Here is a 25,729-nt window from a genome sequence, read left to right on the forward strand (position 1 = left end):
CGTTTTCGCCGCGTGACGGGCCGATCCCGGGTCGGCGAATGTCGCGCCGACGACGACGAAAGAGCTGTGACGGCGGCGTTTTCGGCTACTCTGCCTCAAAGATTGCGGACCGATAGCTCCTGACTGGCGAGGGTAGGTGCATCTTGAAGGCGACGACCGCTGCGAAACTGGAAGAGTTGCGGAAGAATCTGGCAGCCGCGCAGGAGCCTGCGGGGGACGTGGGGGTCGCCAAACGGGCCGCCAAGGGGATTCCGAGTCCGCGGGAACGGATCGGCATGCTGCTGGATCCGGGGAGTTTCGTCGAGATCGGGGCGCTGGTGAAGCAACCCGGCGTCGCGAACAGTCTCTACGGCGACGGCGTGGTGACCGGCCACGGCACGGTCGACGGCCGCCCGGTGGTGGTGATCGCCCACGATCAGACGGTGTTCGGCGGCTCGGTCGGGGAGATGTTCGGGCGCAAGGTCGCCAAGGCGATGGACCTCGCGGCCGAGATCGGCTGCCCGTTCGTGGCGATCAACGACTCCGGCGGGGCGCGCGTGCAGGACGCGGTCACCTCGCTGGCCTGGTACGCGGCCATGAGCAGACGGCAGCTGAATCTGTCGGGCGTAGTGCCCCAGGTGTCGATCATGCTGGGCAAGTGCGCGGCGGGCGCGGTCTACGCCCCGATCAACACCGACGTGCTGATCGCGACCGAGAACGCCTACATGTTCGTCACCGGACCGGAGATCATCCGCGAGACCACCGGTGAGGAAGTGACGCTCGAGGAACTCGGCGGCGCGTACAACCAGGCGCAGAACGGGACGATCCATCACGTGGCCGTCGACGAGCGGGCCGCGTTCGATTGGGCCCGAACATATTTGAGCTTCATGCCGTCGAACTGCTTCGACAGCGCCCCGGTGGTCAACCCGGGACTGGAACCCGAGATCACCGCGACCGACCGGGAACTCGACACGCTGATCCCCGATTCCGACCGCGCCGGCTACGACATGTACGACGTGCTGCTGCGGATCTTCGACGACGGCGAGTTCCACGAGGTGGGAGGCAGCGCCGCGCGCAACATGATCACCGGATTCGCGCGAGTCGACGGCCGCAGTGTCGGTGTCGTCGCCAATCAGCCGCAGGTGTTCAGCGGGGCGATCGATGCCCGCTGCTCGGACAAGGCGGCGCATTTCATCCGGCTCTGCGACGCGTTCGGGCTGCCGCTGATCTTCGTGGTCGACACTCCGGGGGTGCTGCCCGGCGTCGAGGAGGAGAAGATCGGCGTCATCAAGCGGGGCGGGCGATTCTTCTACGCCGTGGTCGAGGCGACCGTGCCGATCGTGACCGTGGTCGTGCGCAAGGCCTACGGCGGCGGCTACGCGGTGATGGGCTGCAAGCAGCTCGGCGCCGATGTGAATCTGGCCTGGCCGACCGCGCGCATCGCGGTCATGGGCGCCGAGGCCGCGATCGGGCTCACCCAGCGCAGGCAACTCGCCGCGGTGCCCGAGGCCGAGCGGGCGGGAGTCCGTCAACAGATGGTCGACTACTACAACACCGCGGTCGCCACGCCGTGGATCGCGGCCGAGCGCGGCTACATCGACGCGGTGATCGAGCCGTCCACCACCCGGCTGGAGATCCGCAAGGCCCTGCATCTGCTGCGGGACAAGCGCGTCGAGCAGCGGCCGCGCAAGCATCTGCTGATTCCGCTGTGAGCCCGGCGCCCGCGTCGCGGTGGCCGGGCCGGGCGGTTCAGTAGCTCGGCAGGGCGAACTCCTCGGTGTGGCCGAAGAAGATCTTCTTGGTGATCGGCCGCATCGGACGCGACATCATGACGCGCACATTGGTCTTGGCCAGTCGTGTCATCAGCGGGGTCTTGGGGATCATCATCGCGATGCCGCCGCCGGGGATCTCCTTGGCCTTGGCCAGGAACGGCGTGATCTTGTCCTGGTAGCGCTGCTGCGCGCCGGCCGGATCGTCCGGGGTGGCGGCGATCTCGGCGGCCAGCACATAGGCGCCGACGATCGCCATCGCGGTGCCCATACCGGTCATGGGGGAGCCGCAGTAGCCCGCATCGCCGACGAGGGTGACCCGGCCGACCGACAGCTCGGGCACGTCCACCCGGGCGAGTTCGTCGAAGTAGAAGTCGGTCGTGGTCTCCATCGCCGCCAGGACCTCGGGGGCGTGCCAGCCCGCGTCGGCGATCCTCCGGCGGATGAGCGCGCGCTGGGCGTCGCCGTCGCGGCGCAGGGCCGGGTCGACTTCGGTGCGCAGGGTGATGATCGCCTTCGCGGTAGCCGGGTCGCCGTCGGGGCGGATCCCGAGCATGGCGCCGGGCACCAGGCGCATGCCGAACCAGCCGGGCTCGATATCGGCGGGCGAGGGCATGGTGAAGAACGCGCCGTAGCCGCCGAGGTTGGTGCTGAACTGCTCCTCGGGGCCGAAGACCAGCCGCCGGGTCGCCGAGTGCACGCCGTCGGCGCCGATCACCAGGTCGAAGCGCTCGGTGGTACCGGAGGCGAAGGTGACCTCGACGCCGGTGGCGTCCTGCTCGATCCGGTCGATCCACTCGCCGTAGCGGTAGTCCAGCTCGCCGGTCTCGACGGTGGCGATCGCGTCGAGCAGGACCTGGTTCAGATCGCCACGGGTGATCTCGATGTCGGCGACGGCGCCCTGGCCGTCGAAATCCTCCATCGCCATGCGGGCGTAGATCTTGCCGTCGCCGTCGACGTAGGACATGCCGCGCTCGTCGAGCTGGTACTGCGCGATGCCCGCCATCAGCCCCATCCGCTCGGCGGCTTCCTTGCTCGGTCCGCGCAGGTCGACCGCCTGGCCGCCCGGGCGGGGGACCTCGGCCCGCTCGACCACCGTCGTGCGAATGCCGTTGCGCAGCAACTGGAGTGCGACCGCGTTGCCCGCGATCCCGCCGCCGGAGACCAGAACGTGCAGGGGGCTGGTGGTGGTCATGATGTTTCCCGTCTGGAGAAGAACGAATGTCTTAGACATATGTCTAACACAGGGCTGGCACGAATGTCTAGAACAAATGTCTAAGACAGTCCGGTAGGGTGGTGACCATGGGAAACAGAGAAGACCTGCTCGCGGGAGCGCGGAAGGTGATCCTGGAGCGCGGCGTCGCGAAGGCGACCGCGCGCGACATCGCCGCCGCGGCCGGGGTGAGCCTGGCCGCGATCGGCTATCACTTCGGATCGAAGGACCGGCTGGTCACCGAGGCGCTGGCCGAGGCGCTCGGCAACGCGATCGGCGATGCGATGGAGGCGCTCATCGCCGACGGTGCCGGCTCGTCACCGCTGGCCGGGTTCACCGGTCTGTGGAACGCGATGCCCGCGGTGTTCGCCGACAACCACGAGGCGATGCTGGCCAGCCTGGAGAACATCGTGCGCATCGTGCGCTCCGACGACGCGCGCGCTCAGCTCGGTGACCAGCTCTCCCACGCGTTCGCCGACCTCGCGGCCACCGTCCGGGCGGCGCACCCCGACCTCGACGCGGCACAGGCCGACGCCATCGGGCGGCTGTATTTCGCGCTGGTGCAGGGATTGGGCGTGCTGTGGCTGCTGAACCCGGGCGGGGCGGTGGCCGACGGTGACCAGCTGGCGACCGCGATCCGGGCGCTGGCGGGGAAGTGACCGCGAGCCGCCCCGCGGTCGATCAGTCGCGGTGGAAGTGGTCGGGCGCTTCGATCCAGAACGGCTGGGCCGAGCCGTACGGCGGGGCGGGCCAGCGATAGTCGTCGTAGTCGGCGAAAGCCGGTGCGGCCGTGACGATATCGCCGTGGCGGTTCGTCGCCGCCGGGTCGGGCGGCAGCGGCGCGGGGTGGTCCGGGTGGCGGTCGGCCGCGCGGAGCCAGGAGCCGGTGCGGGCCAGCGAGACCCGGACGTCGCGGCCTGCGCCGTCCTCGGCCCGGGCCCGCAGCGCGTCCATGACGCCCGCGGCGAGGAGATAGCCCGAGCCGTGGTCGAGGGCCTGGGCGGGCAGCGCGCCGGGGCTGTCGGCGTCGCCTTCGAGCAGGGCGATGCCGGAGGCGGCCTGGACGATGCTGTCGAAGCCGCGCCGACCGCCCCATGGCCCCGTCGTGCCCCACGCCGAGACCGACGCCTCGATCAGACCCGGCCGGGCCGCGGCGCGCACCCCGGCCGCGGCGAGCGCGCCCGGTCGATAGCCCGTCACCAGGACATCGGCGGCGGCCAGCAGGTCCTCGAAGGTCGCGAGGTCGGAGCGCAGATCGAGCAGCGTCGAGCGCTTGCCCTGGCAGGTGTCGCTGAACTGCCAGTCGATCTCGGGCAGGTGCGGCGGGTCGACGCGCAGCACATCGGCGCCGAGCAGCGCCAGGGTCCTGGTGGCGACCGGACCCGCGAGGACCCGGGTGAGGTCGAGCACACGGACATCGGCCAGCGGACGATCGATCGTCGGCGCGGCCGCGCCGGGGCGTGTGGATTCCGTGGGTGGACGGTCCGTGCGTGAGTCGACGGCCACCAGCGGTCCGGCCGCGGCGGCCCGGCCCATCGGGGAGGCCGACCACTCGGCCTCGGTGCGGACCCGCACCGCGATCGCGCCCACCACGGCGGCGACGTCCTCGATCTCGGCACCCTTCCTCGTGGCGACCGTGGCGGCGAGCCGGGTGCGGTCGGTGTCGGCGGGCAGGTCGAGCGTCCGCAGCAGCCGCGCACGGTGGTGCGGGTAGTTGGCGTGGGTGCGCACCCAGCCGTCAGCGCTGCGGAAGAAGCCGGACAGCTCGGCGAAGGCCGACGGTGCCGACTCGCCCTGCCGGAACAGTCGCTCGCTCGCGAAGGCCGCGGCGATGCGGGCCGGGTCCAGGCGCGTCGGCCGGGTGGCCAGCCCGAGCGCGGCGCGGTACCGATTCGCCGATCCGGCCGCCGCGGCCACCGATCCCGCGGCCAGCGCCCAGACCGGTAGCGTGGCTGCCAGCCGAGCACCGGGCGCCGGCTCGTCGTCGAGTGCCGACGGCTCGAGTCCCAGCCCGGTCTCATAGGCGTGCACGAGGTGCTGCGCGGTGGTCACGCCGCTCAGCCTAGCCACGACGAGGACAGGTGAGGAGCGTGATGTGGCCGTGAATACAGCGGCGACGGAATGGATTCGGGTGCTGCGGGCGGACCCGGCGGCCCGGCGGCGACTGGTGTGTTTCCCGCCCGGCGGGGGATCGGCCTCCGCCTACCGTGAACTCGCCGAGCACCTCGGTCCCGGCACGGAAGTGACGGCCGTGCAGTATCCCGGCCGCCAGGATCGCCTCGCGGACGCCGTGATCACCGAGATGCGTGCGCTCGCCGACCGCATCGCCGAGGACGTCCTGCGCCGCCCCGGACCGCCGCGCGTGCTGTTCGGGCACAGCATGGGCGCGACAGTGGCCTACGAGACCGCGCGCAGGCTGGCCGCCGCGGGCGAACCACCGGCGGCGTTGATCGTGTCCGGCCGTCCCGCACCGGCTTTCGTCGAGACCGGTCGCCTGCATCTCGGCTCCGACGCGGCCCTGATCGACGATCTGGAGCGCCTCGCCGCCGACCCCGTCCCGGTGCGGCTGCTGCGCACCGAACCCGGCCTGGCCGAGCTGGTCCTGCCCGCTGTCCGGGCCGACTACCAGGCCGTCGAGACCTACCGTCACGAGCCGGGACCCGCGCTGAGCTGCCCGGTCGTGGCCTTGGTCAGCACCGAGGACCCGACCACCACGGTGGAGCAGGCCGAGCAGTGGCGCACCGTCACCGATGGGGTGTTCGCGTTGCGGACCTTCCCCGGCGGGCACTTCTACCTCGACGAGGACCCGGCCGCGGTGGCGCGGGAGATCACGCGGCACCTGAGCTGAGTCCGCGGTGGCGCAGCTGCAGGCGCACGTACCCGGCCCACGACACCAGCACCGCCACCGCGGCCACCAGCCGCACCGACCCGAGCGCGCTGTCGGGGTAGATCACGCCGGTCAGGTAGTGGTCGATGAACCCGGCCTGCGGCAGTTCGGCCACCCCGGCGTGCCTGCGCGCCCAGTTCTCGGCGTAGGTCAGCGGGCAGTCGAAGCCGATCAGGATGGTGCCGAATCCCCACGAGGCCGCCAGCAGGTGCAGCCCGATGGTGCGGGGCCATCGCCACGCGAGGAAACCACCGGCGACCACGTACGCGATGAACGCGACGTGGGTGACGGCGATCAGATCGGCCAACACCCGGAACGGCACGTATTCAGATTAGGCGGCGACCGGCCGATACGGAATCATGATCAACATTCCGGTTCGGCATCGCTTGGATGCCGTCACCAGGGCGAGGGCTGGTAGTCCTTGAGGAAGCAGCCGTAGAGGTCGACGCCGTTCTCGCCCTGCACGATCGGGTCGTAGACGCGGGCGGCGCCGTCGACCAGGTCGAGCGGCGCGTGGAAGCCTTCCTCGGCCAGGCGCACCTTCGTGTAGTGCGGACGCTCGTCGGTGATCCAGCCGGTGTCGACCGCGGTCATCAGGATCGAGTCGGCCTCGAACATCTCCAGCGCGCTGGTGCGGGTCAGCATGTTCAGCGCGGCCTTGGCCATGTTCGTGTGCGGATGGCCCGGACCCTTGTAGCCGCGGCTGAACTGGCCCTCCATCGCCGAGACGTTGACGACGTACTTGCGCCGCCCCGCCGACGCGGCCATCGCCGGGCGCAGGCGCGAGACCAGGATGAACGGCGCGACGGAGTTGCACAGCTGCACCTCGAGCAGCTCGGTGGCGTCCACCTCGGCGACCGTTTGCACCCAGCTGTTGGTGTGCGCGAGATCGGGCACCAGCCCGCCGGCGTCGATCGCCACGCCCGCCGCGATCCGCTCCGGGGTCGCCGATCCCGCGACCAGCGCCAGCTCGGCGACATCGGTGGCCGACAGCGACGGCGTCAGCGAGGCGGTGAGCGCGGTCGGATGCGCCTGCATGGTCTTGCCGAAGGTGACCATCTCGGGCAGCACACCCGCGGGCAGCGGCGCGGTCTCGGCGTCGACCAGGGCACTGTAGGCGCCCGCCGAACGGCGCACGGTCTGGGCGGCGTTGTTGATCAGGATGTCGAGTGGACCCTGGGCGGCGACGTCGTCGGCCAGGGCCACCACCTGGGCCGGGTCACGCAGGTCGATGCCGACGATGCGCAGGCGGTGCAGCCAGTCGGCGCTGTCCTCCATCGCGGCGAAGCGGCGGATCGCGTCGTTGGGGAAGCGAGTGGTGATGGTGGTGTGCGCGCCATCGCGCAGCAGCCGCAGCGCGATGTACATGCCGATCTTGGCGCGGCCACCGGTCAGCAGGGCGCGCTTGCCGGTCAGGTCGGTGCGGGCGTCGCGCTTGGCGTGGCTGGCGGCGGCGCACTCGGGGCAGAGCTGGTGGTAGAACGCGTCGACCTGGGTGTAGCGCTGCTTGCAGATGTAGCAGGGCCGCGGCCGCAGCAGGGTGCCCGCGCTCGCGCCGGTCGTGGCCGAGCTGATCGGAATGCCCGCGGTCTCGTCGTCGATGCGCTGCGGCGAGCCGGTGGCCGTCGCCGCGATGACCGCGCGGTCGGCCGAGGCGACCTGCTCCCTGGCCTCGATGCGCCTGCGCTGCTTGAGCTTTTTGAACATGTGCCCCACCGCGCGCTGGACCGCGATCGAATCGGGGTGTTCCTTCTCCAGTTGCCCGGCCTGTTCGAGCACCCGCAGACAGGTCGCCAACTCGTCCGGATCGATCATGTTCGCGGTCATCGGGGAGTGCGGCATTCCTTCGTGCGGGAGCGGGGGACGACACTCATTGTCGCATTGGCCGCTCGACGGACCCGCTGGGTATCGTGGTGCACCGTCGCCGCAACAGCGTGGCGACCCTCGAACCCGACGGAGCAGCCCGATTTCCCCGCTCGACACCGATACCGCAGACGCGCCGCGCAGGCGCAGGCTCGAACCCGACGAGCGACGCGCGCAGATCCTGGCCTGTGCCATCGACATGTTCGGTGAGCGGCCCTACGCGGCGGTGTCCACCGCGGAACTCGCGCAGCGCGCCGGTGTCGCCCGTGGGCTGATCAACCACTATTTCGGCAACAAGCGCGACCTGTATCTGGCCGTCGTGCGCCGGATGGTGACGCTGCCGCGGCCGGACAAGGTGTCGATTCCCGACGGTACCCCGGTCGAGCGGGTCGACGCGATCGTCACCTGGCTGCTCGACACCATCGCCGAGCACGGCACCACCTGGGTGAAGGTGACCAGCCACGAGGGCGTCGGCGACGACCCCGAGGTGCAGCAGATCCTCGACCAGGCCGACGACGCCGCCGCCGAACGCATGCTGGTGATGATCGGCCGGTCCGATCTGGCAGACAATGCAACATTGCGCGCGCTGGTCCTGGCCTACGCGGGTCTGGTGAAGGTGGCGGGCCGGGAGTGGATCACCCGCGGCACGCTCACCCGCGAGCAGGTGCACCGGCTGCTCGCCGACACCCTGATCACGGTGATCACCGAGACCATCCCGAGCGTGGAACCCCAGCCGGGCGTGCTCGGCTAGGACCTCAGCCCGCGCCGGGTGGGATTCGGCAGCGGAATGTCGCGGGCGCTGTAGCGCTGCGGGCCGACATGGCCGGGCGCGTGTCCGCTGCGCCCGTAGACGTGTTCGATCCGTTCTTCGCGGTGATGCTCGAACAGCAGCGCGCCCGCGCCGCCGAGAAGGAAGATCGCGGTGACGACCCCGGCGACCGCTGCCCACCCGTAGTACTCCGACCCCGCGGCCACCAGCGTGCAGGCCAAGCCGACGACGCCGATCGCGCACGCGATGATGCCGGGCACGTTGTAATCGTCGGCGAGCAGATCGCCGGCCTGGGCGTGCCAGCGTTGCTCGTCTGCCGGAGTGGTGCTGCCTGGCATGGGGTCCTCCTCGCGGACCGGGGCTGCGCGCCGTCGTTCACCTGATGACCAGCATGGACCCGTCGATGGTGGGGAGGCAAAGGTGTTTGCCGGTTCGTTACCCGTGTCGATGCCCCTGGATTCGGGGGCGAACCGCAGGTACGCGCATTTGTCGTTTACGCTGACCGACCGCGTCGGAGTCCCTATTCTCGTCGCGTAACCCGGCGCCGCAAGTGGTTCGATTCCGCGCCGGGGGGGATCGAGAGGGACCCGGGGTTGATGGCACGGTACGACGAATGGGACGACGACCCCGAGGAGGACGTGAACGATCGGCGCTGGAACGGCCAGCGCTGGCCGCATGCGACACCGGAGGACGGTGGGGCGGGCGCGGGCCGCGCCGACCAGCCACGGGTGAATCCGTACGCGATGATCGCGCTCGCCGCCGCGCTGGTCCTGCTGTTCCCGATCGCGATCGTGTTCGGGCTGCTGTCGTTCGGGCATCCACGGGGGCGCGGAATGGCGGTGTTCGCGCTGCTGCTAGGCAGCACCGAGGTCGCGGCCCTGGCGACGGTGGGACTGGTGCTGTTCGGTGGGCTGGATCTCGACGTGCCCACGCTCGCCCAGGAGACGACGGTGACCTCGGTGTCGACGACGGTGCCCTCGCACGGCGCGCCGAGCGCCACCCCGACCGGGACCGTGCCCGTGCTGAGCCCGGCGGGCACCGTCGTCGAGAAGGGCACACCCTGTTCGGCGGATCGGGCCGGGCTGCTGGGCGTCGCGGCGGACGGTGCGACCCTGCTGTGCCTGCGCGCCGATGGCGCCTACACCTGGTCGGGCCCGTTCCGGGTGTCCGGGTCGTATTACACCGAGGGCACGCGCTGCGACCCCACGGTGGACAAGTCGGGGCGCACCTCCGACAACCACGCCCTGGTGTGCGAGGGCAAGGCGGGGGCGGGCAGCTGGGTGCCCTGGACCGAATAGGTCCTCAGTCGGCTTTCTTGGCCCGGCTCGGCTGCACCCGCGGCGGTTCGTTCGGCATCTTCGGGTACTGCGGCGGCCACGGCGCGTCCATCAGACCCGCTGCCATATCGCGTTCCGACATCTCCAGCAGCGGTGCGATGGACTGCGGCGCGCGGTCGGCCCACGGGTCACCGAGTTCGGCCAGCCGGGCGGGGACGGTGGCGAGGGTGAGGTCGTCGGGCACGACGGTGTCGAGGTCGGCCCACGCGATCGGCGTGGACACCTGACCGCCGACCTTCGGCCGCACCGACCACGCGCCGAACACCGTCTTGTGCGGTGCGTTCTGGTTGAAATCGACGAAGACCCGCGACCCGCGCTCCTCCTTCCACCAGTGCGCGGTGATCTCCTCGGGGTGGCGGCGCTCCAGTTCCCTGGCCAGCGCCACGGCGGCGGCGCGCACCTGGTAGCCGTCCCAGCGCGGTTCCAGCAGGGCGTAGATATGCAGCCCCCGCGAGCCGGAGGTCTTGATCCAGCTCTCGATGCCGAGCTCGGTCAGCAGTTCCCTGGTGCGCACCGCCGCCCGGCGCAGATCGTCGAAGCCGATCCCGGGCGAGGGGTCGAGGTCGATTCGCAGCTCGTCGGCGATCCGCAGGTCGGGCACATGATTGGGCCAGACGTGGAAGCCGAGGCACCCCTGGTTCACTGCCCACAGCAGGTGGGCGAGGTCGTGGGCGACGAGCGCGTCGCTGGTCGTACCGTTCGGTGTCGACACCTCGACGGTCCGCAACCAGTCCGGCGCCGACTTGGGCACCCGCTTCTGGAACCACGACTTGCCCGACGCGCCGTCGGGATAGCGCTCCAGCAACACCGGCCGGTCACCGATGACGCCCAGCAGCGGTTCGGCGACGGCCTGGTAATAGCGGACCAGGTCGAGTTTGGTGTCGCCGCGCTTGCTGAAGTAGATCTTGTCCGGGTTGCTGATCGCCAGGACGCGCCCGTCGACCTCGATCTCCACGGCCGCGCTCATCGCGCACCGCCGAAGATCGCGTCGAGCTCGGCCGGGGCGACCTCGTCGAGCTGGGCGTAGGTGCACGACTCCGGGGTGCGGTCGGCCCGGAAGCGCACCAGCCGCCCGCCGTGGCGGAACCTCCCCGACTGCACGTGCTCGTAGCGGACCTCGGCGACCAGTTCCGGGCGCAGTGGTTCCCAGGACAGGTCCTTGCCGCCGGTCCACCGGCTCACCCCGCCGGGCATCTTGCCGTCGGCGTCGGCTTGGGCGACCGCGTCGGCCCAGTTGCGCCACGGATGGTTGTCGAGCGCGTTCTCGCGCAACGGCGCCAGCTCACCGAGCAGTTCGCGGCGCCGGGCCGCGGTGAAACTCGACGCGACACCGACGTGATGCAGGTTGCCGTCGTCGTCGAACAGGCCGAGCAGCAGCGAGCCGACACCTACGCCGTCCTTGTGCATCCGGTAGCCGGCCACCACGCAGTCGGCGGTGCGTTCGTGCTTGATCTTGAGCATCACGCGTTTGTCCTGCAGATAGGGCAGATCGTCGGCTTTGGCCATCACCCCGTCGAAGCCCGCGCCCTCGAACCGGGTGAACCAGTCCAGGGCGACGTCGGGGTCCTGGGTGATCGGGGTCAGATGGATCCGGCCCGGTGCGGCCTCGAGCAGCGATTCCAGCGCGCGCCTGCGCTCGGTGAACGGTTCGGCGGTCAGATCACGATCACCCAGGGCGAGCAGATCGAAGGCGACGAAACTGGCCGGGGTCTCGGCGGCCAGCTTGTTCACCCGCGAGGCCGCCGGATGCAGCCGCTGCTGGAGCGTGTCGAAGTCCAGGCCCTGATCGGTGACGACGACGATCTCTCCGTCGACGACACAGCGGTCCGGCAGTGCGGCCGCGAGCAGCTCGGCCAGTTCGGGGAAGTACCGGGTGAGCGGGCGGTCGTTGCGGGAGCCGAGCTCGATCTCGTCGCCGTCGCGGAACACGATGCACCGGAACCCGTCCCATTTGGGTTCGTAGCTGAGCCCGGGCTCCCGGGGCAACGACGGGGTCGACTTGGCCAGCATGGGGCGCACTGGCGGCATCACCGGTAGATCCATCCGATCCTCCTCGCGGGTGGGTTCACCCGTGTCGACGGCGCGAGCGTGCCCGATTCATCGGTGCGGCTTCGATCGTAGGGCCGTCCACCGACACCGGCGCGGACATCGCCCGGCCCGGTGTCGCGCTCAGCTGTCGACGCGGCCCGCGCGGCGGTGGCCGCGATACACGCTGGTAGTCGAGGGGGAGTAGCGGTCGTCGCGGCACCGCAGCGACCGGATCAGCCGGGCGTCCGGGCGCCGCGACCGCGCGGGCGCGAGGTCAGCTGTCGAGCCAGCCGTGATCGTCGGCGAACGTGGTGAACCGCTCACGAATGGTGAGGATCTCGGCCGCGGTCAGCGCGGGGGAGGCGTCCAGCAGCAGCTCGGTGATCTGGCGGCGCAGCTCGTCGGGACCGAGCCGGTCACCGCCGGTGCGCTCCTTGCGCGACTTCGGCGCGGGCGCGGTGTGACCCGCGGCGGTCAGGTTGATCGCCTTGGGGCCGCGATCACCTTCGGTGACATCGAATTCGAACAGCCTGCCCTGGCGCAACTCGTCCTCGTCGAGGCCGATGTCGTTGACGTGGACGAAGACATCGGGCCCGCCGTCGTCGGGCCGGATGAACCCGAAACCCCGTGACCCGTCGAACGACACCAATTTCCCGATGGACACCGACCAGCTCCTCGCTCCGCTTCCCGACGCCACTGTAACGCGGCTTTTGGGCGTTTTTCCGGGAAAGTGGACAGACAGCGACATCGCGGAGACGCCGCACCGCCGGGCCGACCGGACGTGGTCACAATCCGGTAACTGTTCGTTCACATCCTCTCGTTAGCGTTCCGAATCTGTTGGTACGGGTGTGGAGGTTGTGACGAGTGTTCGACCCCGGTCGGGGGATGAGGTCGGGGGGATATGACGCCGGTCGCGGGGTGCTGACAGCACCTCGGGCGGGATCGGAGACGGTGTGTTTCCGGCCGCCGGCGCCGCCGGTCGTCCTGCTCGGGCCACGCCCGCGCCCGGCGCATGTGCCGTTGGCGCCCGCGCAGGAGCGCATGTGGCATGCCGCTCGGCTCGGCCGCTCGGCGGACTGGAATGTCGCGCGGGCGCTGCGGCTGCGCGGCGCCGAGGTGGACCCGGCCGCGCTGCGGTCGGCGCTGGAATGCGTTGTCGCCCGGCACGAACCGCTGCGCACGATCTACCCGGCGACCGAGCACGGTCCCGCCCAGCACGTCGTCGACGCGGCGGAGACCGCTCTCGATATCGCCGAATGTGCCGTCACCGAGAGTGAACTCGCGGTCGCGGTCGCCGCGCTGTCGGCGCGGGCCTTCGATCTCACGCGAGAGCTGCCGGTGCGGGCCCGACTGTTCGTCGTCGGACCCGGCGACGTGGTGCTCGCCCTGGTCGTGCACCACATCTCGGTCGACGGGCGCTCGCTGGGCCCGCTGATCCGGGATCTGGTCACCGCCTATCTCGCCTGCCGCGCCGGGAGCGCCCCCGAGTGGGCGCCGCTGCCGGTGAGTTACACCGACTACACCCTGTGGAAGCACGCCCAGCTCGGCGAATTCACCGACGAATGGAGCCGCGCGACCCACCAACTGCGCTACTGGGCCAACGCGCTGGCCGGTCGGCCCGCCCTGCTGGATCTGCCCGCCCGTGAACCCCTGTCACCGCCGGTCGACCCGGCTGCCGGTGCGCTGCTACCGATCTCGTTCGACGCGCGGACCCACGCCGGGCTGCTGCGGCTGGCACAGGACGGACGGGCGAGCCTGTTCATGGTCCTGCAGGCCGCGTTTGCGGTGGCCGTCGGCGCGTTCGCCCGCAGCGCCGACGTCACTGTGGCGACCGCGGTCTCGGGGCGCGACCACCGCCTCCTCGACGACCTGGTCGGCAACTTCTCCGACGACGTCCTCCTGCGCGTGCGCCTGGACCGCGCCGCCGACGTCGACGAGCTCATCGACCAGGTGCGCCGGGTCGCGCTGGCCGCCTACGCCCATCCCGACACCCCCAATCCCCGGCTCAAGCGCTGCCTGCTCCAGGATGCGGCGCTGCCGCTGTTCCAGGCCACACTGATCCTGCAGCGAGCCGACGCGCGCCGCAGCGCCACCGAACTCGGTGCGGCTCCGGGTTTCTCGATCACCGAGGTGCCGACCGGGGTGGTGCGGGCCAAACACGATCTCGAGTTCGGGCTGACCGATCACTACGATCCGTTCGGCGCGCCCGTCGGCATCGACGGCTCGTTCCTGTATCCGCTCGCCCGGTTCGACGAGGAGACCGCCGAGCGGTTCGTCGCCCGGTTCCGGGCGGTCGTCGGACTGCTGGCCGACGGCTACCGTGGCCCACTGGGCGCCCTGCTGGCGGCCACGGGCAGCCGCCGCTCCCTCGCGGGGGTCCGCCGGGCGGCGCGGGTGCTGGTCTGATCACCCGCCGCGTTCGAGCGGATGACCGGCGTCGCGCCAGGCGACGATGCCCCCGGCCAGGCTGTAGGCGTCATAGCCCGCGCGGTGGGCGAGGGCGGCGAAGCGCAGCGAGGTCTCGCCGACGGGGCATACGAACACGACCGGGCGCGAGCGTGGGAACGGCATGCCCTGGGCGAGCATCTCGTCGAGCTGATCGTCACGGATGTTGAGCGCGCCGGGCACGTGCCCCACCCGGTAGGCCATCGCGCCCCGGGTGTCGACGACGGTCGGTCTGCCGGTGCGGTCCAACTCGGCCAGCGTGGCGGGCGTGAGCGTCGGTGCGGCGGCGGTGTCCTCGGGGCCGGGCGCGCCCGCGCCCGCGGCCTTGCCGAACAGCTCGGGCCTGCGCTTGGCGATATAGGACAGGTACGGCTCGAGCCGGTCGCACACGATGAGCACCGCGACCAGCGGCCGATCCTCGGGGCGCGGCGCCGTGGCCAGGGCACGCAGGGCCGCCGCGTAGCCCGCGCCGCTGGTGGGTCCGGCGAGCACTCCGTAGCCGTGGATCAGGGCCAGGGTGGCGTCGATGGCGGCGGCCGAGTCGACGGTGACGATGTCGTCGTAGAAGTCGGGCCGGAACAGTCCGACATCCCACATCTCGCGTTCGGAGCGGATGCCGGGGATGAAGTCGAACCGGTCCGAGACCACGCCGATGGTGCGCAGCGCCGGATGCCGGGCCAGCAGCGCGGTCGCGGTGCCGCGCGTGGAACCGGTGGTGCCGAGTCCGCCGATCAGATAGTCGAGATGATCGATGCCCGCCTCGGCGAGGTCGGTGGCGATCTCGGTGCCGGTGCCGTCGTGATGGGCGTCGATATTGCGCTCGTTGGTGTACTGCGAGGGATGGAACCACCGTTCGGGCGCCTGACCGGTGGTCTGGGCGATCACCGCCGAGACATCGTCGGCCGCCTGCGGATCCGGGCATTCGGACAGGCCTGGCAGTTCCACGATCTCGGTGCCGAGCAGTTGTAGCAGCTGCCGTACCTCGCCCACCCTGATCCGGTTGGTCACCGCCCGCAGCGGGATGCCGTGCAGCGCGCCGAGCACCCGCAGCGCCTTGGCGGTGTTGCCGCTGGAGGCCTCGATGAACGACTGCCCGCCCGCGGCGACGCGGTCCACCTCGGCGCGGATCATCGCCCAGGCGACCCGGTCCTTGACCGAGCCGAACGGATTGTGCGACTCCAGTTTCGCGTACAGCTCGACTCCGGCCAGCCCGTGCACCGCGGGATCGAGGCGAAGCAGGGGAGTGTTGCCGATGAGCTCGGTGATGTGGTTGTAGACCATCACGGCACCCGGTAATCCGCGTCGGGGCAGAGCGTGAATCCGCTGTCACTTTGTCGCACAGCGACTTTCGGCACCACCGGGTGCATGCTGGCCTGCGCGGCGGACAGATCCATGTGATAGGCGCCGGTATTGGCGAACAGCACCGGATCGCCCGGCGCGGGCACCCCGGCCACCCGCACCTGCCGCTGGGTCACCAGATCCCGCTCCAGACACAGATGTCCCGCGAAGAAGACCCCGACGGGTTCGGCGACGGCGGGTTCGGCGAGCACCACGGGGTCGATGAGCACCTCCTGGTCGGCGGCGGTGACCGTATCGCGACTCAGGTCCAGATGCACCAGGGTCGCGCCGTTGCCCGCGGTTTTGGCGAATTCCACACTGGCGAGGGTGACCCCGGCCTGATCGACGAGCGCCTTGCCGGGCTCGAGCCACAGTTCGAGCAGATTGTCGGCCAGCACCTGCCCCAGCGCGCGGCCGCTGTGCCCGGGCAGCGGGGTGGCGAGCAGATCGGCGAGGATGGCGGCGGCCGGTTCGGTGTTGGCGTACTTGTGGAACACCGGTCCACCGTGGACCGCGCCGCCGGCGACGTGATAGCCGAAGGTGCTACTGCTCCAGTGCAGGGCCTCGCCCCGCCCGAGCAGACCCGCGCGCAGCGCATGGTCGTAGGCGTCGTAGCGCGCGGCGTCGGCGGTGAAGACCTGGCGCAACCCGCCGCCGATGTCGAGCACGGTCGGCGTCAGATCGTGTCCGTAGGCGCGCTCGACGAGCTCCAGGCACGCCGCGACCGCGCGGACGCGTTCGGCGGTGGCGGCGGTGTCGAGGTGGAAGGCGAAACCCAGCAACCGCAGCCGATCCCGGTGCCGGGTGAGCACGTCGAACGCGGCATCGGCGGCCGCGAGGTCGATGCCGAAGCGGCTCGGGGCGCTGCCGGGAAATCCCGAGATGCGCAGCAGGACCGGCACCGGCGCGTCCGCCAGCTCGGCCAGCGTGGACAGTTCCCACAGATTGTCGACATTGACCGTCACCCCCGCCGCGAGCGCCGCGCGCAGCAGAGACACCCCTTTGGGGCCGGTCGCCTCGATCCGGTCGCCCGGAAATCCCGCGGCCAGCGCGGCCGACAATTCCCCCGCCGAGGCCACGTCGACGGAGATCCCCGCCGCCGCGGCGGTCCTGGCGAAGGCCGCCGAGCGGTTCACCTTGTGCGCGTAGCAGATCCGGTACGGGCCGGCTCCCGCGTCGAGGACCGCGCGCACGGTGGCCAGGTTCGCCGCGTACACCTGCGGGAACAGCAGGTGCAGCGGCGAGCCGTAATGGTCCAGCGCCGCGCGCACGGCCGCCCCGTCGGCGAGGAAGTCAGCGACCAGCGGGGGGAGCGCGGCGGGAACGGCGGGCGGGGTCATCCCACCGCCGCGCCGGGCGCCGGGGCGGGCACGTCGTCGACCGGGTTGTAGCCGCCGTCACGCAGCGCCTCGAACACCCGGAACCGGTGGCGCGGGCTGCGGATCCGGGCGATGACCCGCTTGGACTCCAGGTCGACCTCGGCCACCGGGATCTCCATCGATTCGAGCAGCGCGGTGATGGTGCGGACGCAATGCTTGCAGCTCATATCGGGGACGTAGAAGACGCCGTCGTCGCCGGGCGGCGCACCGTCGAACACCTGCTCGGCGGTGTCTCGCACGACGACGACGCTGTCCGCCAGCGCGGCGAAGGTCTCGACGAACCGGTCGACCACGGTGGCCAGCACGTGCACCGCCGCGCCGTCGACCGCCTGCGGTGCCGCCGCCAGGCAGGCGGGCCTGGCACCGGCGGGCAGCAGGGCGTACTGGCGGGAGATCAGGTCCAGCTCGTCGTGATATCTGGCGACCGCGGCCTCGGTGTCGAGCCCCTCCTCGGTGACCGCGCGCCGCATCACCGCGTGCGCGTCGGCGATGGTGGCGTCCTTCATGGCGCGCAGCAGCGCGAGGGAATCGGCGGTGTAGCGCACGCTCCCGTCGGGCTGGACGGCCAGGCGCACCGGGATCATCCCGCGCCGGAACGTCGAGGCCTGCAGCTCCCAGAACCAGCGGGTCGCGACGGCGGCGAAGATCCCGGAATCGCGCATGCCCCTGGCGAAGCCGACGATATCCCGATAGGGGGTATCGGCCGCGATGAGCCCGTGCTGGACGAGTGCGCGCCCGGTGGCCTCCACCCCGACGCGGAAGATCTCGTGCGGGTCGTGATCGGTGGTGGTGCCCGTGAGCACCGCGAGATCGGGCTCGCTCAGCGCCGCCGAGCGCGCCACCAGACCGGACCCGGCCAGCTCGCGCCACAGCGTCAGCACGGTCTCCCTGGCCACCACGGCCAGGTCGGGACCGGCGCCCCCGGTGTGGAAGTAGCCGGTATTGGGCACACCCGCGCTGTCGGTCCAGGTGATGCGGTGGGTCGCGCTGGTGACCTGGTCGGGGCGGCACGGCCGCATGAACCGCTCCAGGTACATCCGCTGCGACTGCGTCAGCGCGCTGCCGGGCTCGGGGCGTAACTCGGTGGCGCGGAAGGTGATCCGGGTCGGCGACGGTGGCTCGGCGGCCGCGAACAGACCGGGCGCGGCCAGCTCGGCCAGTACCCGGGACGCGGACCGTCGATCGTAGTGCTGCGCGGGGTGCGTGCCCATGGGTTCCTCCTCGGCTCGGGACAGGAAAGGGTCAGCGCCCGTGCCCGGCGAGGCCGGCCACGCAGGCGACGAAGCGATCGATCTCGTCCAGGGTGTTGTAGAGGTGGGTGCTCACCCGCACCGAACCCGCGCCGGGCTCGGTGCCCGGCACGCAGTGCGCACCGGTGCGGACCAGGAAACCGGCCTCGGCCAGCACGAAACCGAGATCGGTCGCGCTGATCCCGTCGAGGGTGAACGAGACGATCCCGTACCCCACCGCGCAGCCCGCGTACGCGGGCCCCGGCAGGAACTCCAGGCCGGGCACCGGCCGCAACCCCGCGATCAGCCGCAGCGTGAGTTGCCGGTTGTGCGCGGCGATCGCGATCGGGTCCAGCTCGTCGAGCAGATCGAACGCCGGTGCGAGGGAGAGGATTCCGGGAATATTGTAGGTTCCGCCCTCCAGCAGCTCCGGCATCCCGGAGCCGGTCAGCCCGGATTCGCCGATCGTCACCCCGGTGTGGCCGCCGGGCAGGAACGGCCGCAGCCGCTCGTGGACCCGCCGTCGGCAGTACAGCAGCCCGATCCCGGGCGCGCCGAACATCTTGTGCCCGGCGAACACCGCGAAGTCGGCGCCGAGGTCGAGCACGTCGACCGGCAGGTGCCCGCCGCTCTGCGAGCAGTCGAAGCACAGCAGGATCTCCGGATCGATCCGGCCGCGCAGTTCCTCGAGCGTGGTCAGCCCGCCGTAGACGTGGTGCAGGTGGCTGGTGGTGATCAGGCGGGTACGCGGGCCCACCTGGGCCGCGATGTCGTCGATGTCGGCCTCGCCCGCCGCGGTGCTGCGGTAGGGCCGCAGGACGATCCGGCGCCCGAACCGGGCCAAGGTGTCGCGCAGGTGGTGCCAGGGCAGCACATTGGACGCGTGATCGGCGGGGTTGTAGAGGATCTCGTCCCCGTCGTCGAGGACGGCCAGCCCCCAGCTGTAGGCGACGGCGCCCAGTGCGGCGGTCGCCCCAGCGGTGAACACGATCTCGTCGGGGTGCTCGGCGCCGACGAACGCCGCGGCCCGGGAACGGACGGCCGCGACCCGCGCGGACAGCGAGGTCGCCCAGCCGTAGGTGCCGCGCCCGGCGTTGGCCGTGTGCTCGGCGTGATAACCGGTGACGGCGGCGATCACGGTGTCCGGCTTCTGGGTCGTGGCGGCGCTGTCGAGATACACGACGGCCGGATCGGCCAGTGCGGGAAAGCGGCCGCGGATCGTGGCGGGCACCGGGGTCGGCGCGTGCCGCAGCACCGGAACGGCGGTGAGCTCGGGCCGGAGGGGGTGCACGAGATCAACGATACGCACTTTTCTGGTACGGCTGACGAAGAATTCTCGCGGGCAACGCTTTTCGGGCGCGGGCTCAGTACTTGCCCTGCAGGTAGTCGACCAGGTGTCCGCGTTCGGCGGCCAGTTCGGTGATCTCGCTCTTCACCACGTCGCCGATGCTGACGATGCCGATCAGCCGGTCCGCCTCGACGACAGGCATGTGCCGGACGCGATGCTCGGTCATGACCTCGCGCAACGAGGAGACGTGGTCGTCTGGTCCGCAGGTGCGCACCCGGTCGGTCATGATCTCGGCGACCGGCCGGTCGAGCAGGGCGGCGCCGTGGCGGTCCAGGTGGCGGACCACGTCGCGCTCGGAGACGATTCCGCTGATGGTCGCGCCGTCGGGGGAGACCACCACCGCGCCGATATTGTGCTCGGCCAGCACGGTGAGCAGGGCGCGCACCGTGGTCTGCGGCCCCACCGTGGTCACCGCCGTGCCCTTGTTGCGCAGAATCTCCGCTATCCGCATATGCCGCTCACCCGTGTCGAGCCCGATCGTTCCCCTTCAGGATGCCTCGGGTGACACGGCTGTGACCAGCACGAAGACGTTACAACCGGCTATTCGTCGTCCAAGCCGGCGGAGAGATAGGCCGCGGCGGCCAGCCATTGCCTGCACTGCGGACCGTGCACGTCGTGCTGGCGCAGCATCTCGCGGGCCTGGCGGTAGGTGAGCCCGAGCGGCTCGTCGCTACACGATCCGGAGGACGCGCCCGCCGTGCCGAGGTATCGCGGGATCTCGAGGCCGGTGCTTCCGGCCGAGACCCGGCGGGGTGTTCGAAACGGCGTACTCATCCGAGTCCCCTCGCATCCGGCAGCGGAGGGCCCATCCGGCTGGTGCTGCCGACGTCCCTTCCGGTGATCTTGAGGCCTGAGTCTACGGGGGTGTTGTTTGCAGATGCAAGAACATCTGCACTGTCGATTCGGACGTGTCGGGCAGCTGATCGGGTTGTCGCGCTTGCGAATTCAGGGGACTGGACGTCACCGATCGAGCGTGCGCCCAGGTCGTGTCGTCGGGTAAGTACCGACCGGTGCGGCCGCATGTGAACCGTGTTAGTGTCCCGATCGCAATGTGCAGATGCAAGAACGTTTGCACGTGCATCTGCAACTTTCGCACTGATGGCATCAATCGAGAACGAGGAGTGTGACGTGTCCGGTATGCACCATGATCAGCGGGAACGCCCGGGCGTCGGCGACTGGCGCAAGAGCACGTTCAGCAACCCCAGCGGCAACTGTGTCGAGGTGGCCGAGGCGACGGACGGTTCGGTCGCCGTGCGCAACTCGCGCGACCCGCACGGCTCGGTGATCTTCTACACTCGGCCGGAAATCGACGCTTTCATCCGCGGCGCGAAGGCCGGAGAGTTCGACTACTTGACCCGGTGATCGGTAATATCGGCAGCCATGACGGCTGAACCCGACGAGATCGGTCGCGTGCAACCCGTTGTCGATCGCGGCCCCACCGTGCTGCGCATCGCCCTCGGTGGCCAGTTGCGCAAACTGCGCGAGAGCAAAGGCATCACCCGCGAGGCGGCTGGTGACGCGATCCGTGGCTCACACGCCAAGATCAGCCGGCTCGAACTGGGACGCACCGGATTCAAAGAACGCGACATCAGGGACCTGCTCACGCTCTACGGTGTCCACGACACCCGCGAGCGTGAGTCCTTCTTCGAACTGGCCAGGCAGGCAAGTGAACCCGGCTGGTGGCATCGCTACAGCGATCTGCTGCCTTCCTGGTTCAGTACCTACCTCGGGCTCGAGCAGGCGGCCAGTCAGATCCGCACCTACGAGGCCCAGCTGGTGCCCGGCCTGCTGCAGACGCCGGAGTACACGCGCGCCATCGTGACTCTCGGGTTCGACGACGCCGATACCGAGCGACGGGTGCAGGTCCGTCAGCTCCGCCAGGACGTGCTGCGCCGGGTCGACCCACCGGTGGTGTGGGCGGTCATCGACGAGGCCGTCCTGCACCGCCCGATCGGCGGGCACGAGGTGCATCGCGCGCAGCTGCGCTACCTGGCCGAGCTATCCGCGCTGCCGAACGTGACCGTGCAGGTGCTGCCGTACTCTGCGGGCGGGCACGCCGCGGCGGGCAGTTCCTTCAGTATTCTGCGGTTCGCCGAGCCCGAGCTGCCCGACATCGTCTACCTCGAGCAGCTCACCAGTGCGCTGTACCTCGAGCGGCGGCAGGACCTGGCGCTGTATCTGTCGGTGATGGACCAGCTCAGCGTGCAGGCCGCCCGGCCCGATCGCTCGCGCCAGATCCTGCTCGACTACGCCGATCGCGCCTGAGGCCGGACACCGCTACCGGGCGCCGCTGACGGCGCCCGGTCCGGGTCGGTGATTCAGTAGCGGATGCAGCCCGCGGCGATCCGCCAGAAGGTGTCGGGGGTCAGCGTCTGCAGATCCCAGTCGTCGGCCAATTCGTGCGCGGTGGTCACGATCCGGTCGATATCGAAATCATTGCGTGTCGCCGCGCCGGTGGATTCCACGGCATCGATGACATAGGCGACCGCTGTTTCCCTGGAGCACCCTGCGGTGACGGGGTGGGTCGTCGCTGCGCGATCAGCGAGGCCGAATCGGCCGTTAGTGTTGTTCATGGTGAACGCCCCTGTGTTTAGGCAGTGGCAAACCCAAGGCAAACATAGCCCCAGGTGTGCCGCTCGCGGCCTCCCCTGACTATCCCCTGAATTGTGTTGCGGCCCTGAGTTTAGGACGGGGCAAGTTTCGAATGCAAGCACATCTGCACGATCGATTCCGTCTCGATGCAGCGCATTTCTCGGCTTCTGAGCGGCGAATCCGCGGGTGCGCCACCGTGTTCACGACACACGGCGGGTGGATAACGGCGTGACCGGCGGCTGGTCCCTCCCGCGGCGTGATGCGGGGACTGCCGCCGGTCGGCGAGAATCGACCCTACGGCCGAATATTGTTGCGATAGTTAATTTTCGGCTACCGAATTGCCGACACGGCCGCCGCGATCGGCGCCGTTCCGGAGACCACTTCCAGCGTGCGCCCAAAAGTGTTGTCCGCGTCCAAGATCGACGCGAGCGTCGCGGCGACGTCGGCGCGGGGGATCGGACCCCGCGCAATCGGCGGTGGTCCGAGCGTGACCAGACCGTTGCCTGCCGTGTCGGTGAGCATGCCGGGGCGCAGGATGGTCCAGTCCAGGGCGCGCGACCGCAGATCGTCCTCCGCGCGGGTCTTGGCGTCGATGTAGGCGGCCCAGACCTCGTCGGTGCCCGGTGCGGGCGGCGCGCCGGCGCCCATCGTCGAGATCTGCACGAAGCGCCGGACGCCGGTCCGCTCGGCGGCGTCGGCGAGCTGCACCGAGCCGTTGAGATCGACGGTGTATTTGCGCGCGGCACCGCTGCCCGGGCCCGCGCCGGCGGCGAAGACCACCGCGTCCGAGCCGGCGACCGCGGCGGCCAAATCGTCGGGGGTATCGCGTTCCATATCGAAGATGACCGGAACGCCGCCGGTCGCGACGATATCGGCGGCCTGGTCGGGGCGGCGGATGAGCGCGTGGACCTGGTCACCGCGGCGGGTGAGCAGCGAGGCCAGCAGCAGGGCGATCTTGCCGTGCCCACCGGCGACGACGATACGCATGCGAGTGCTCCTTTCGAGCGGAGAGCGGACAGTCAGCGTTCCGGGCCGCCGGGATTGCAGTTCGCCGACACCGTGGCCGAATAGCCGACGGCCGGTCGCCACGGTTCGAGGTTCCAGCTCGGTTTGTCGGGCGCCACCATCCTCGCCCACACCCAGTGGCAGAGGAACTGGTCCCGCATCCCCGGCGCGTCGGCGTCGGCGTCCAGGGCGAGGATCTCCTGCCAGGCGAGTTCGTCGGTGCCCGGCGCGTCGGTGCGTCGGCCCGCGACGGTCGGCACGACGAGCAGGCGAGGGCCGTCGGCGGTGTCGGTCCAGGTGAGGTGGTCGATCAGCGGCAGTCCGGCATACGGATCGACCGTCGGTGTCGGCGCGGCGAGGGTGACCGGAGGCTTGCTGGTCGAGCGGGGCGGCGTGGTGGTCGTCGACGGAGCCGCCGTCGCCGGCTCCTCGGCGGCGGTCGAGCCGCAGCCGGTGAGGCCGAGCATCGCGACGGCGGCGAGTGCGGCCGACAACTGCCACCGAATCACGCGTCGCCCCTCCTTGTCGTCCAGGCGCGCGGCCGGGACGCGGCCGCCCGGCCAGCCTAGTGCGGTCGGCCCGGCGGTGCCGGTGGGCTCAGTGCCAGAGCGAGCGGCAGGGGAGTCGGCGCAGGTCGGGACCCACCTGCCCATCGACGGTGACCAGCAATCCGGCGTGCACCGCCGCGGTGGTGAACTCCCACGCCTCGGCAGGGGTCGCCGCGTACTCGAGAATCAGCGCGTCCTGCGGTGTCGCGCCGTCGAAGTAGACCGTGATCCGCCGGGTCGGTATCTCGGTGCGGTCGGCGCGGTGGGAGGTGGCGGCGATGTTCTCGTCGATGGGAATCATGGCGTGCTCCTTATGCCCCGGCGCTGGTGGGCGCCTTCCTACTCGACGGTAGGGCCCGGGCCGTCGAGTGGAACATGTTCTGGAATTCACTGGAGATCTCACAGCCCTCCGGCGCCGCGGCGTGACGGTGGCAGACGAGAATCGCCGTCGACTTGCATCCGGTCACAACCCGCATTCCTGCCGGTTGTGAGCTCCGCCGATCTCGGTCCGAAGGGGTACCGACGAGCCACGCTACCGGCAAGTATCGGTCTCGACGGCAGCGACACGGGAGGACGGCCGGATGATCTGGGTTGCCGCGGCACAACGGGCTCGGCCCCGCCGCGCCCTGCTGGCCGTGGCGGCGGCGCTCGTGCTGGCCGTGGTCTGCGCCGCCCCCACACACAGTTCACCGCTCTATCCGAGCGCCGATCCCGACCCCTTCTACGCCCAGCCCGCCGACCTGTCGGCGTCGCGGCCGGGCGACGTACTGGACGTGCGGCCGATGCCGCCCCTGGCGATGTTCCCCGACACCAGGATCACCCTGGTCAAGTTCCGCTCGACCAACTCGGCGGGCGAACCGATCGCGGCGACCACGACCGTGCTGCAACCGGCGGGCCACCGCCGGGACGCGCCGGTGCTGTCCTACCAGCACATCATCAACGGACTCGGCGTGCGCTGTTCGGTCTCCAAGGTGCTCTACACCGACGACCCGAACCTGATGGTCCGCGAGGCGGTGTTCTGGAATCTCGCCCTGCGGCGCGGCTGGACGATGGCGCTGCCCGACCATCTCGGGCCCAACTTCGCCTACGGCGCCGCCAAATTGGGCGGGCAGGTGACCCTGGACGGCATCCGGGCGATCCGGAAGGTCGCCGACCTGCAGGTCGGGGGGAGCCGGGTCGCGATGGCGGGCTACTCCGGCGGTGGCATGGCGACGGCCTGGGCAGCGGCGCTGCAACCCAGCTACGCGCCCGACGTCGCGGTCGCCGGCGCGGCGCTGGGCGGGGTGCCGATGAACCTGGTGTCGATGCTCGAGGGTCTCGGCTTCGGCTCGCACCCGGTGTTCGGCCTGGCGCTGGCGGCGGGGATCGGGCTGGAACGGGAGTATCCGCAACGGTTTCCGATCAGCGAGCAGATGAACGCGCGCGGCCTGGCCGCCCGCGCCGCGATCGCCGACGCGTGCACCAACGACATCCTCGGCGCGGGCGCGGGCCGCGGCATCCTCGACTTCGCCGCGACGACTTCGATGGTCGACGACCCGCACGCCCGCGCCGTCGTGGAGGAGAACAGCCTCGAGCTCTACCCAGGAACGCCGACGATGCCTGTCTTCGAATGGCATTCGCCCATCGACGGCCTGATCCCGGTCGAGGCGATCACCGCCACCACACACCGCTGGTGCGCGGCGGGCACCCCGCTGGTCACCGAATCGACCCCGACCCCGGACCACCTGACCGCAGCTGTGCTCGGACTGCCTTCCGCGCTGAGATGGCTCGACGCGCGGCTGCAGGGGGAACCGGCGCCCAGCACCTGCTGAGCCCGGTTTCGATCGGCCCGGATCCGCACGCCCCGAGCCGGATTCGGGCTGATTGTTGTTGCGATCGTGCCGCATTGCGTCACGACTCGGGCACGACGCCGATCCGGCGGGGTGGTTCCGGCGTACCTTCAGTGGACTGACGAGGGTGCGCTGGGGGAAGTTCGACGGGAGACGAAGCACCGCATCGCC

At 70.5% G+C, this 25,729-nt stretch carries 27 protein-coding genes; 9 read left to right on the plus strand and 18 right to left on the minus strand.

Annotated features, from left to right (window positions below; all coding sequences use genetic code 11):
- Positions 1-143: 143 nt before the first annotated feature.
- A complete protein-coding gene (locus tag ATM97_RS22395; protein WP_218720018.1) occupies positions 144-1,691 on the plus strand; it encodes an acyl-CoA carboxylase subunit beta in 1,548 nt (515 codons plus the stop codon).
- A gap of 37 nt (positions 1,692-1,728) precedes the next feature.
- Here ATM97_RS22395 and ATM97_RS22400 read toward each other — a convergent pair whose 3' ends face one another.
- The gene (locus ATM97_RS22400; protein WP_218720019.1) at positions 1,729-2,943 is read right to left on the minus strand and encodes an FAD-dependent monooxygenase; all 1,215 of its coding nucleotides are present in this window, start codon (positions 2,941-2,943) and stop codon (positions 1,729-1,731) included.
- A gap of 107 nt (positions 2,944-3,050) precedes the next feature.
- Here ATM97_RS22400 and ATM97_RS22405 point away from each other — a divergent pair, with 107 nt between their 5' ends.
- Positions 3,051-3,620, plus strand: a complete 570-nt coding sequence (locus tag ATM97_RS22405) for a TetR family transcriptional regulator (protein ID WP_218720020.1) — start codon at positions 3,051-3,053, stop codon at positions 3,618-3,620.
- Between the two features lie 22 nt (positions 3,621-3,642).
- Here the strand turns inward: ATM97_RS22405 and ATM97_RS22410 are convergent, their stop codons facing one another.
- Positions 3,643-5,013 carry a CoA transferase gene (locus ATM97_RS22410; RefSeq protein ID WP_218720021.1) on the minus strand — a complete coding sequence of 457 codons (1,371 nt, stop codon included), beginning with the start codon at positions 5,011-5,013 and terminating at the stop codon, positions 3,643-3,645.
- A gap of 43 nt (positions 5,014-5,056) precedes the next feature.
- Here ATM97_RS22410 and ATM97_RS22415 point away from each other — a divergent pair, with 43 nt between their 5' ends.
- The gene (locus ATM97_RS22415; RefSeq protein ID WP_308248582.1) at positions 5,057-5,809 is read left to right on the plus strand and encodes an alpha/beta fold hydrolase; all 753 of its coding nucleotides are present in this window, start codon (positions 5,057-5,059) and stop codon (positions 5,807-5,809) included.
- Here the strand turns inward: ATM97_RS22415 and ATM97_RS22420 are convergent.
- Both ATM97_RS22420 and ATM97_RS22425 read right to left on the minus strand, forming a co-directional pair.
- Complete coding sequence (locus tag ATM97_RS22420) at positions 5,790-6,170, minus strand: DUF2784 domain-containing protein (protein ID WP_218720022.1); 381 nt, start codon at positions 6,168-6,170, stop codon at positions 5,790-5,792. The genes ATM97_RS22415 and ATM97_RS22420 overlap by 20 nt on opposite strands.
- A gap of 74 nt (positions 6,171-6,244) precedes the next feature.
- The gene (locus tag ATM97_RS22425) at positions 6,245-7,675 is read right to left on the minus strand and encodes an SDR family oxidoreductase (protein ID WP_218720023.1); all 1,431 of its coding nucleotides are present in this window, start codon (positions 7,673-7,675) and stop codon (positions 6,245-6,247) included.
- 235 nt (positions 7,676-7,910) lie between these two features.
- Here ATM97_RS22425 and ATM97_RS22430 point away from each other — a divergent pair, with 235 nt between their 5' ends.
- On the plus strand, positions 7,911-8,462 hold the full coding sequence (locus tag ATM97_RS22430) for a TetR/AcrR family transcriptional regulator (protein WP_255588248.1): 552 nt from the start codon (positions 7,911-7,913) through the stop codon (positions 8,460-8,462).
- Here the strand turns inward: ATM97_RS22430 and ATM97_RS22435 are convergent.
- The gene (locus tag ATM97_RS22435; RefSeq protein ID WP_218720025.1) at positions 8,459-8,818 is read right to left on the minus strand and encodes a hypothetical protein; all 360 of its coding nucleotides are present in this window, start codon (positions 8,816-8,818) and stop codon (positions 8,459-8,461) included. The genes ATM97_RS22430 and ATM97_RS22435 overlap by 4 nt on opposite strands.
- A 258-nt stretch (positions 8,819-9,076) precedes the next feature.
- Here ATM97_RS22435 and ATM97_RS22440 point away from each other — a divergent pair, with 258 nt between their 5' ends.
- A complete protein-coding gene (locus ATM97_RS22440; RefSeq protein WP_218720026.1) occupies positions 9,077-9,778 on the plus strand; it encodes a hypothetical protein in 702 nt (233 codons plus the stop codon).
- A gap of 4 nt (positions 9,779-9,782) precedes the next feature.
- Here the strand turns inward: ATM97_RS22440 and ligD are convergent, their stop codons facing one another.
- The 3 genes from ligD to ATM97_RS22455 all read right to left on the minus strand — a co-directional run bounded on the left by ligD (position 9,783) and on the right by ATM97_RS22455 (position 12,509).
- Positions 9,783-10,784: a non-homologous end-joining DNA ligase gene (gene ligD / locus ATM97_RS22445; protein WP_218720027.1), complete on the minus strand. Its 1,002-nt coding sequence runs from the start codon at positions 10,782-10,784 to the stop codon at positions 9,783-9,785.
- Positions 10,781-11,860 carry an ATP-dependent DNA ligase gene (locus ATM97_RS22450; RefSeq protein WP_218720028.1) on the minus strand — a complete coding sequence of 360 codons (1,080 nt, stop codon included), beginning with the start codon at positions 11,858-11,860 and terminating at the stop codon, positions 10,781-10,783. The genes ligD and ATM97_RS22450 overlap by 4 nt, the downstream gene beginning before the upstream one ends.
- Positions 11,861-12,119: 259 nt before the next feature.
- On the minus strand, positions 12,120-12,509 hold the full coding sequence (locus ATM97_RS22455; RefSeq protein ID WP_308248583.1) for a cold shock domain-containing protein: 390 nt from the start codon (positions 12,507-12,509) through the stop codon (positions 12,120-12,122).
- 254 nt (positions 12,510-12,763) lie between these two features.
- Between ATM97_RS22455 and ATM97_RS22460 the strand changes: the two genes are divergently transcribed.
- Positions 12,764-14,251 (plus strand): condensation domain-containing protein, encoded by a 1,488-nt coding sequence (locus ATM97_RS22460; protein WP_308248584.1) that lies wholly within the window; start codon positions 12,764-12,766, stop codon positions 14,249-14,251.
- On the opposite strand, the gene ATM97_RS22465 is transcribed toward ATM97_RS22460, so the two are convergent.
- The 6 genes from ATM97_RS22465 to ATM97_RS22490 all read right to left on the minus strand — a co-directional run bounded on the left by ATM97_RS22465 (position 14,252) and on the right by ATM97_RS22490 (position 20,358).
- Positions 14,252-15,571 (minus strand): pyridoxal-phosphate dependent enzyme, encoded by a 1,320-nt coding sequence (locus tag ATM97_RS22465; RefSeq protein WP_218720031.1) that lies wholly within the window; start codon positions 15,569-15,571, stop codon positions 14,252-14,254.
- Positions 15,571-16,968 (minus strand): decarboxylase, encoded by a 1,398-nt coding sequence (locus ATM97_RS22470; RefSeq protein WP_218720032.1) that lies wholly within the window; start codon positions 16,966-16,968, stop codon positions 15,571-15,573. Before ATM97_RS22470 ends, ATM97_RS22465 begins: the two co-directional genes overlap by 1 nt.
- A complete protein-coding gene (locus tag ATM97_RS22475) occupies positions 16,965-18,218 on the minus strand; it encodes a heavy-metal-associated domain-containing protein (RefSeq protein WP_255588250.1) in 1,254 nt (417 codons plus the stop codon). Before ATM97_RS22475 ends, ATM97_RS22470 begins: the two co-directional genes overlap by 4 nt.
- A 31-nt stretch (positions 18,219-18,249) precedes the next feature.
- Complete coding sequence (locus ATM97_RS22480; RefSeq protein WP_218720033.1) at positions 18,250-19,527, minus strand: aminotransferase class V-fold PLP-dependent enzyme; 1,278 nt, start codon at positions 19,525-19,527, stop codon at positions 18,250-18,252.
- A 73-nt stretch (positions 19,528-19,600) separates the two neighbouring features.
- Positions 19,601-20,035, minus strand: a complete 435-nt coding sequence (locus ATM97_RS22485) for a CBS domain-containing protein (protein WP_218720034.1) — start codon at positions 20,033-20,035, stop codon at positions 19,601-19,603.
- 89 nt (positions 20,036-20,124) lie between these two features.
- The gene (locus ATM97_RS22490) at positions 20,125-20,358 is read right to left on the minus strand and encodes a hypothetical protein (protein WP_218720035.1); all 234 of its coding nucleotides are present in this window, start codon (positions 20,356-20,358) and stop codon (positions 20,125-20,127) included.
- Between the two features lie 363 nt (positions 20,359-20,721).
- Between ATM97_RS22490 and ATM97_RS22495 the strand changes: the two genes are divergently transcribed.
- Positions 20,722-20,946 (plus strand): DUF397 domain-containing protein, encoded by a 225-nt coding sequence (locus tag ATM97_RS22495; protein WP_218720531.1) that lies wholly within the window; start codon positions 20,722-20,724, stop codon positions 20,944-20,946.
- 18 nt (positions 20,947-20,964) lie between these two features.
- Entirely contained in the window at positions 20,965-21,849 is an 885-nt protein-coding gene (locus ATM97_RS22500) for a helix-turn-helix transcriptional regulator (RefSeq protein ID WP_218720036.1), read from the plus strand.
- Positions 21,850-21,902: 53 nt separating this feature from the next.
- Here the strand turns inward: ATM97_RS22500 and ATM97_RS22505 are convergent, their stop codons facing one another.
- From ATM97_RS22505 to ATM97_RS22520, 4 genes are all read right to left on the minus strand, one after another.
- A complete protein-coding gene (locus tag ATM97_RS22505) occupies positions 21,903-22,157 on the minus strand; it encodes a hypothetical protein (RefSeq protein ID WP_218720037.1) in 255 nt (84 codons plus the stop codon).
- Positions 22,158-22,506: 349 nt separating this feature from the next.
- A complete protein-coding gene (locus ATM97_RS22510; protein ID WP_218720038.1) occupies positions 22,507-23,163 on the minus strand; it encodes an SDR family oxidoreductase in 657 nt (218 codons plus the stop codon).
- Between the two features lie 32 nt (positions 23,164-23,195).
- Positions 23,196-23,690 (minus strand): DUF2599 domain-containing protein, encoded by a 495-nt coding sequence (locus ATM97_RS22515; RefSeq protein WP_308248585.1) that lies wholly within the window; start codon positions 23,688-23,690, stop codon positions 23,196-23,198.
- 88 nt (positions 23,691-23,778) lie between these two features.
- Complete coding sequence (locus ATM97_RS22520; protein WP_218720039.1) at positions 23,779-24,030, minus strand: hypothetical protein; 252 nt, start codon at positions 24,028-24,030, stop codon at positions 23,779-23,781.
- A 280-nt stretch (positions 24,031-24,310) separates the two neighbouring features.
- Here ATM97_RS22520 and ATM97_RS22525 point away from each other — a divergent pair, with 280 nt between their 5' ends.
- Positions 24,311-25,540 carry a lipase family protein gene (locus ATM97_RS22525; RefSeq protein ID WP_218720040.1) on the plus strand — a complete coding sequence of 410 codons (1,230 nt, stop codon included), beginning with the start codon at positions 24,311-24,313 and terminating at the stop codon, positions 25,538-25,540.
- The last annotated feature ends 189 nt before the right edge of the window (positions 25,541-25,729 follow it).

It is taken from the genome of Nocardia sp. MH4 (assembly GCF_019266065.1).
Lineage (GTDB): Bacteria > Actinomycetota > Actinomycetes > Mycobacteriales > Mycobacteriaceae > Nocardia > Nocardia canadensis.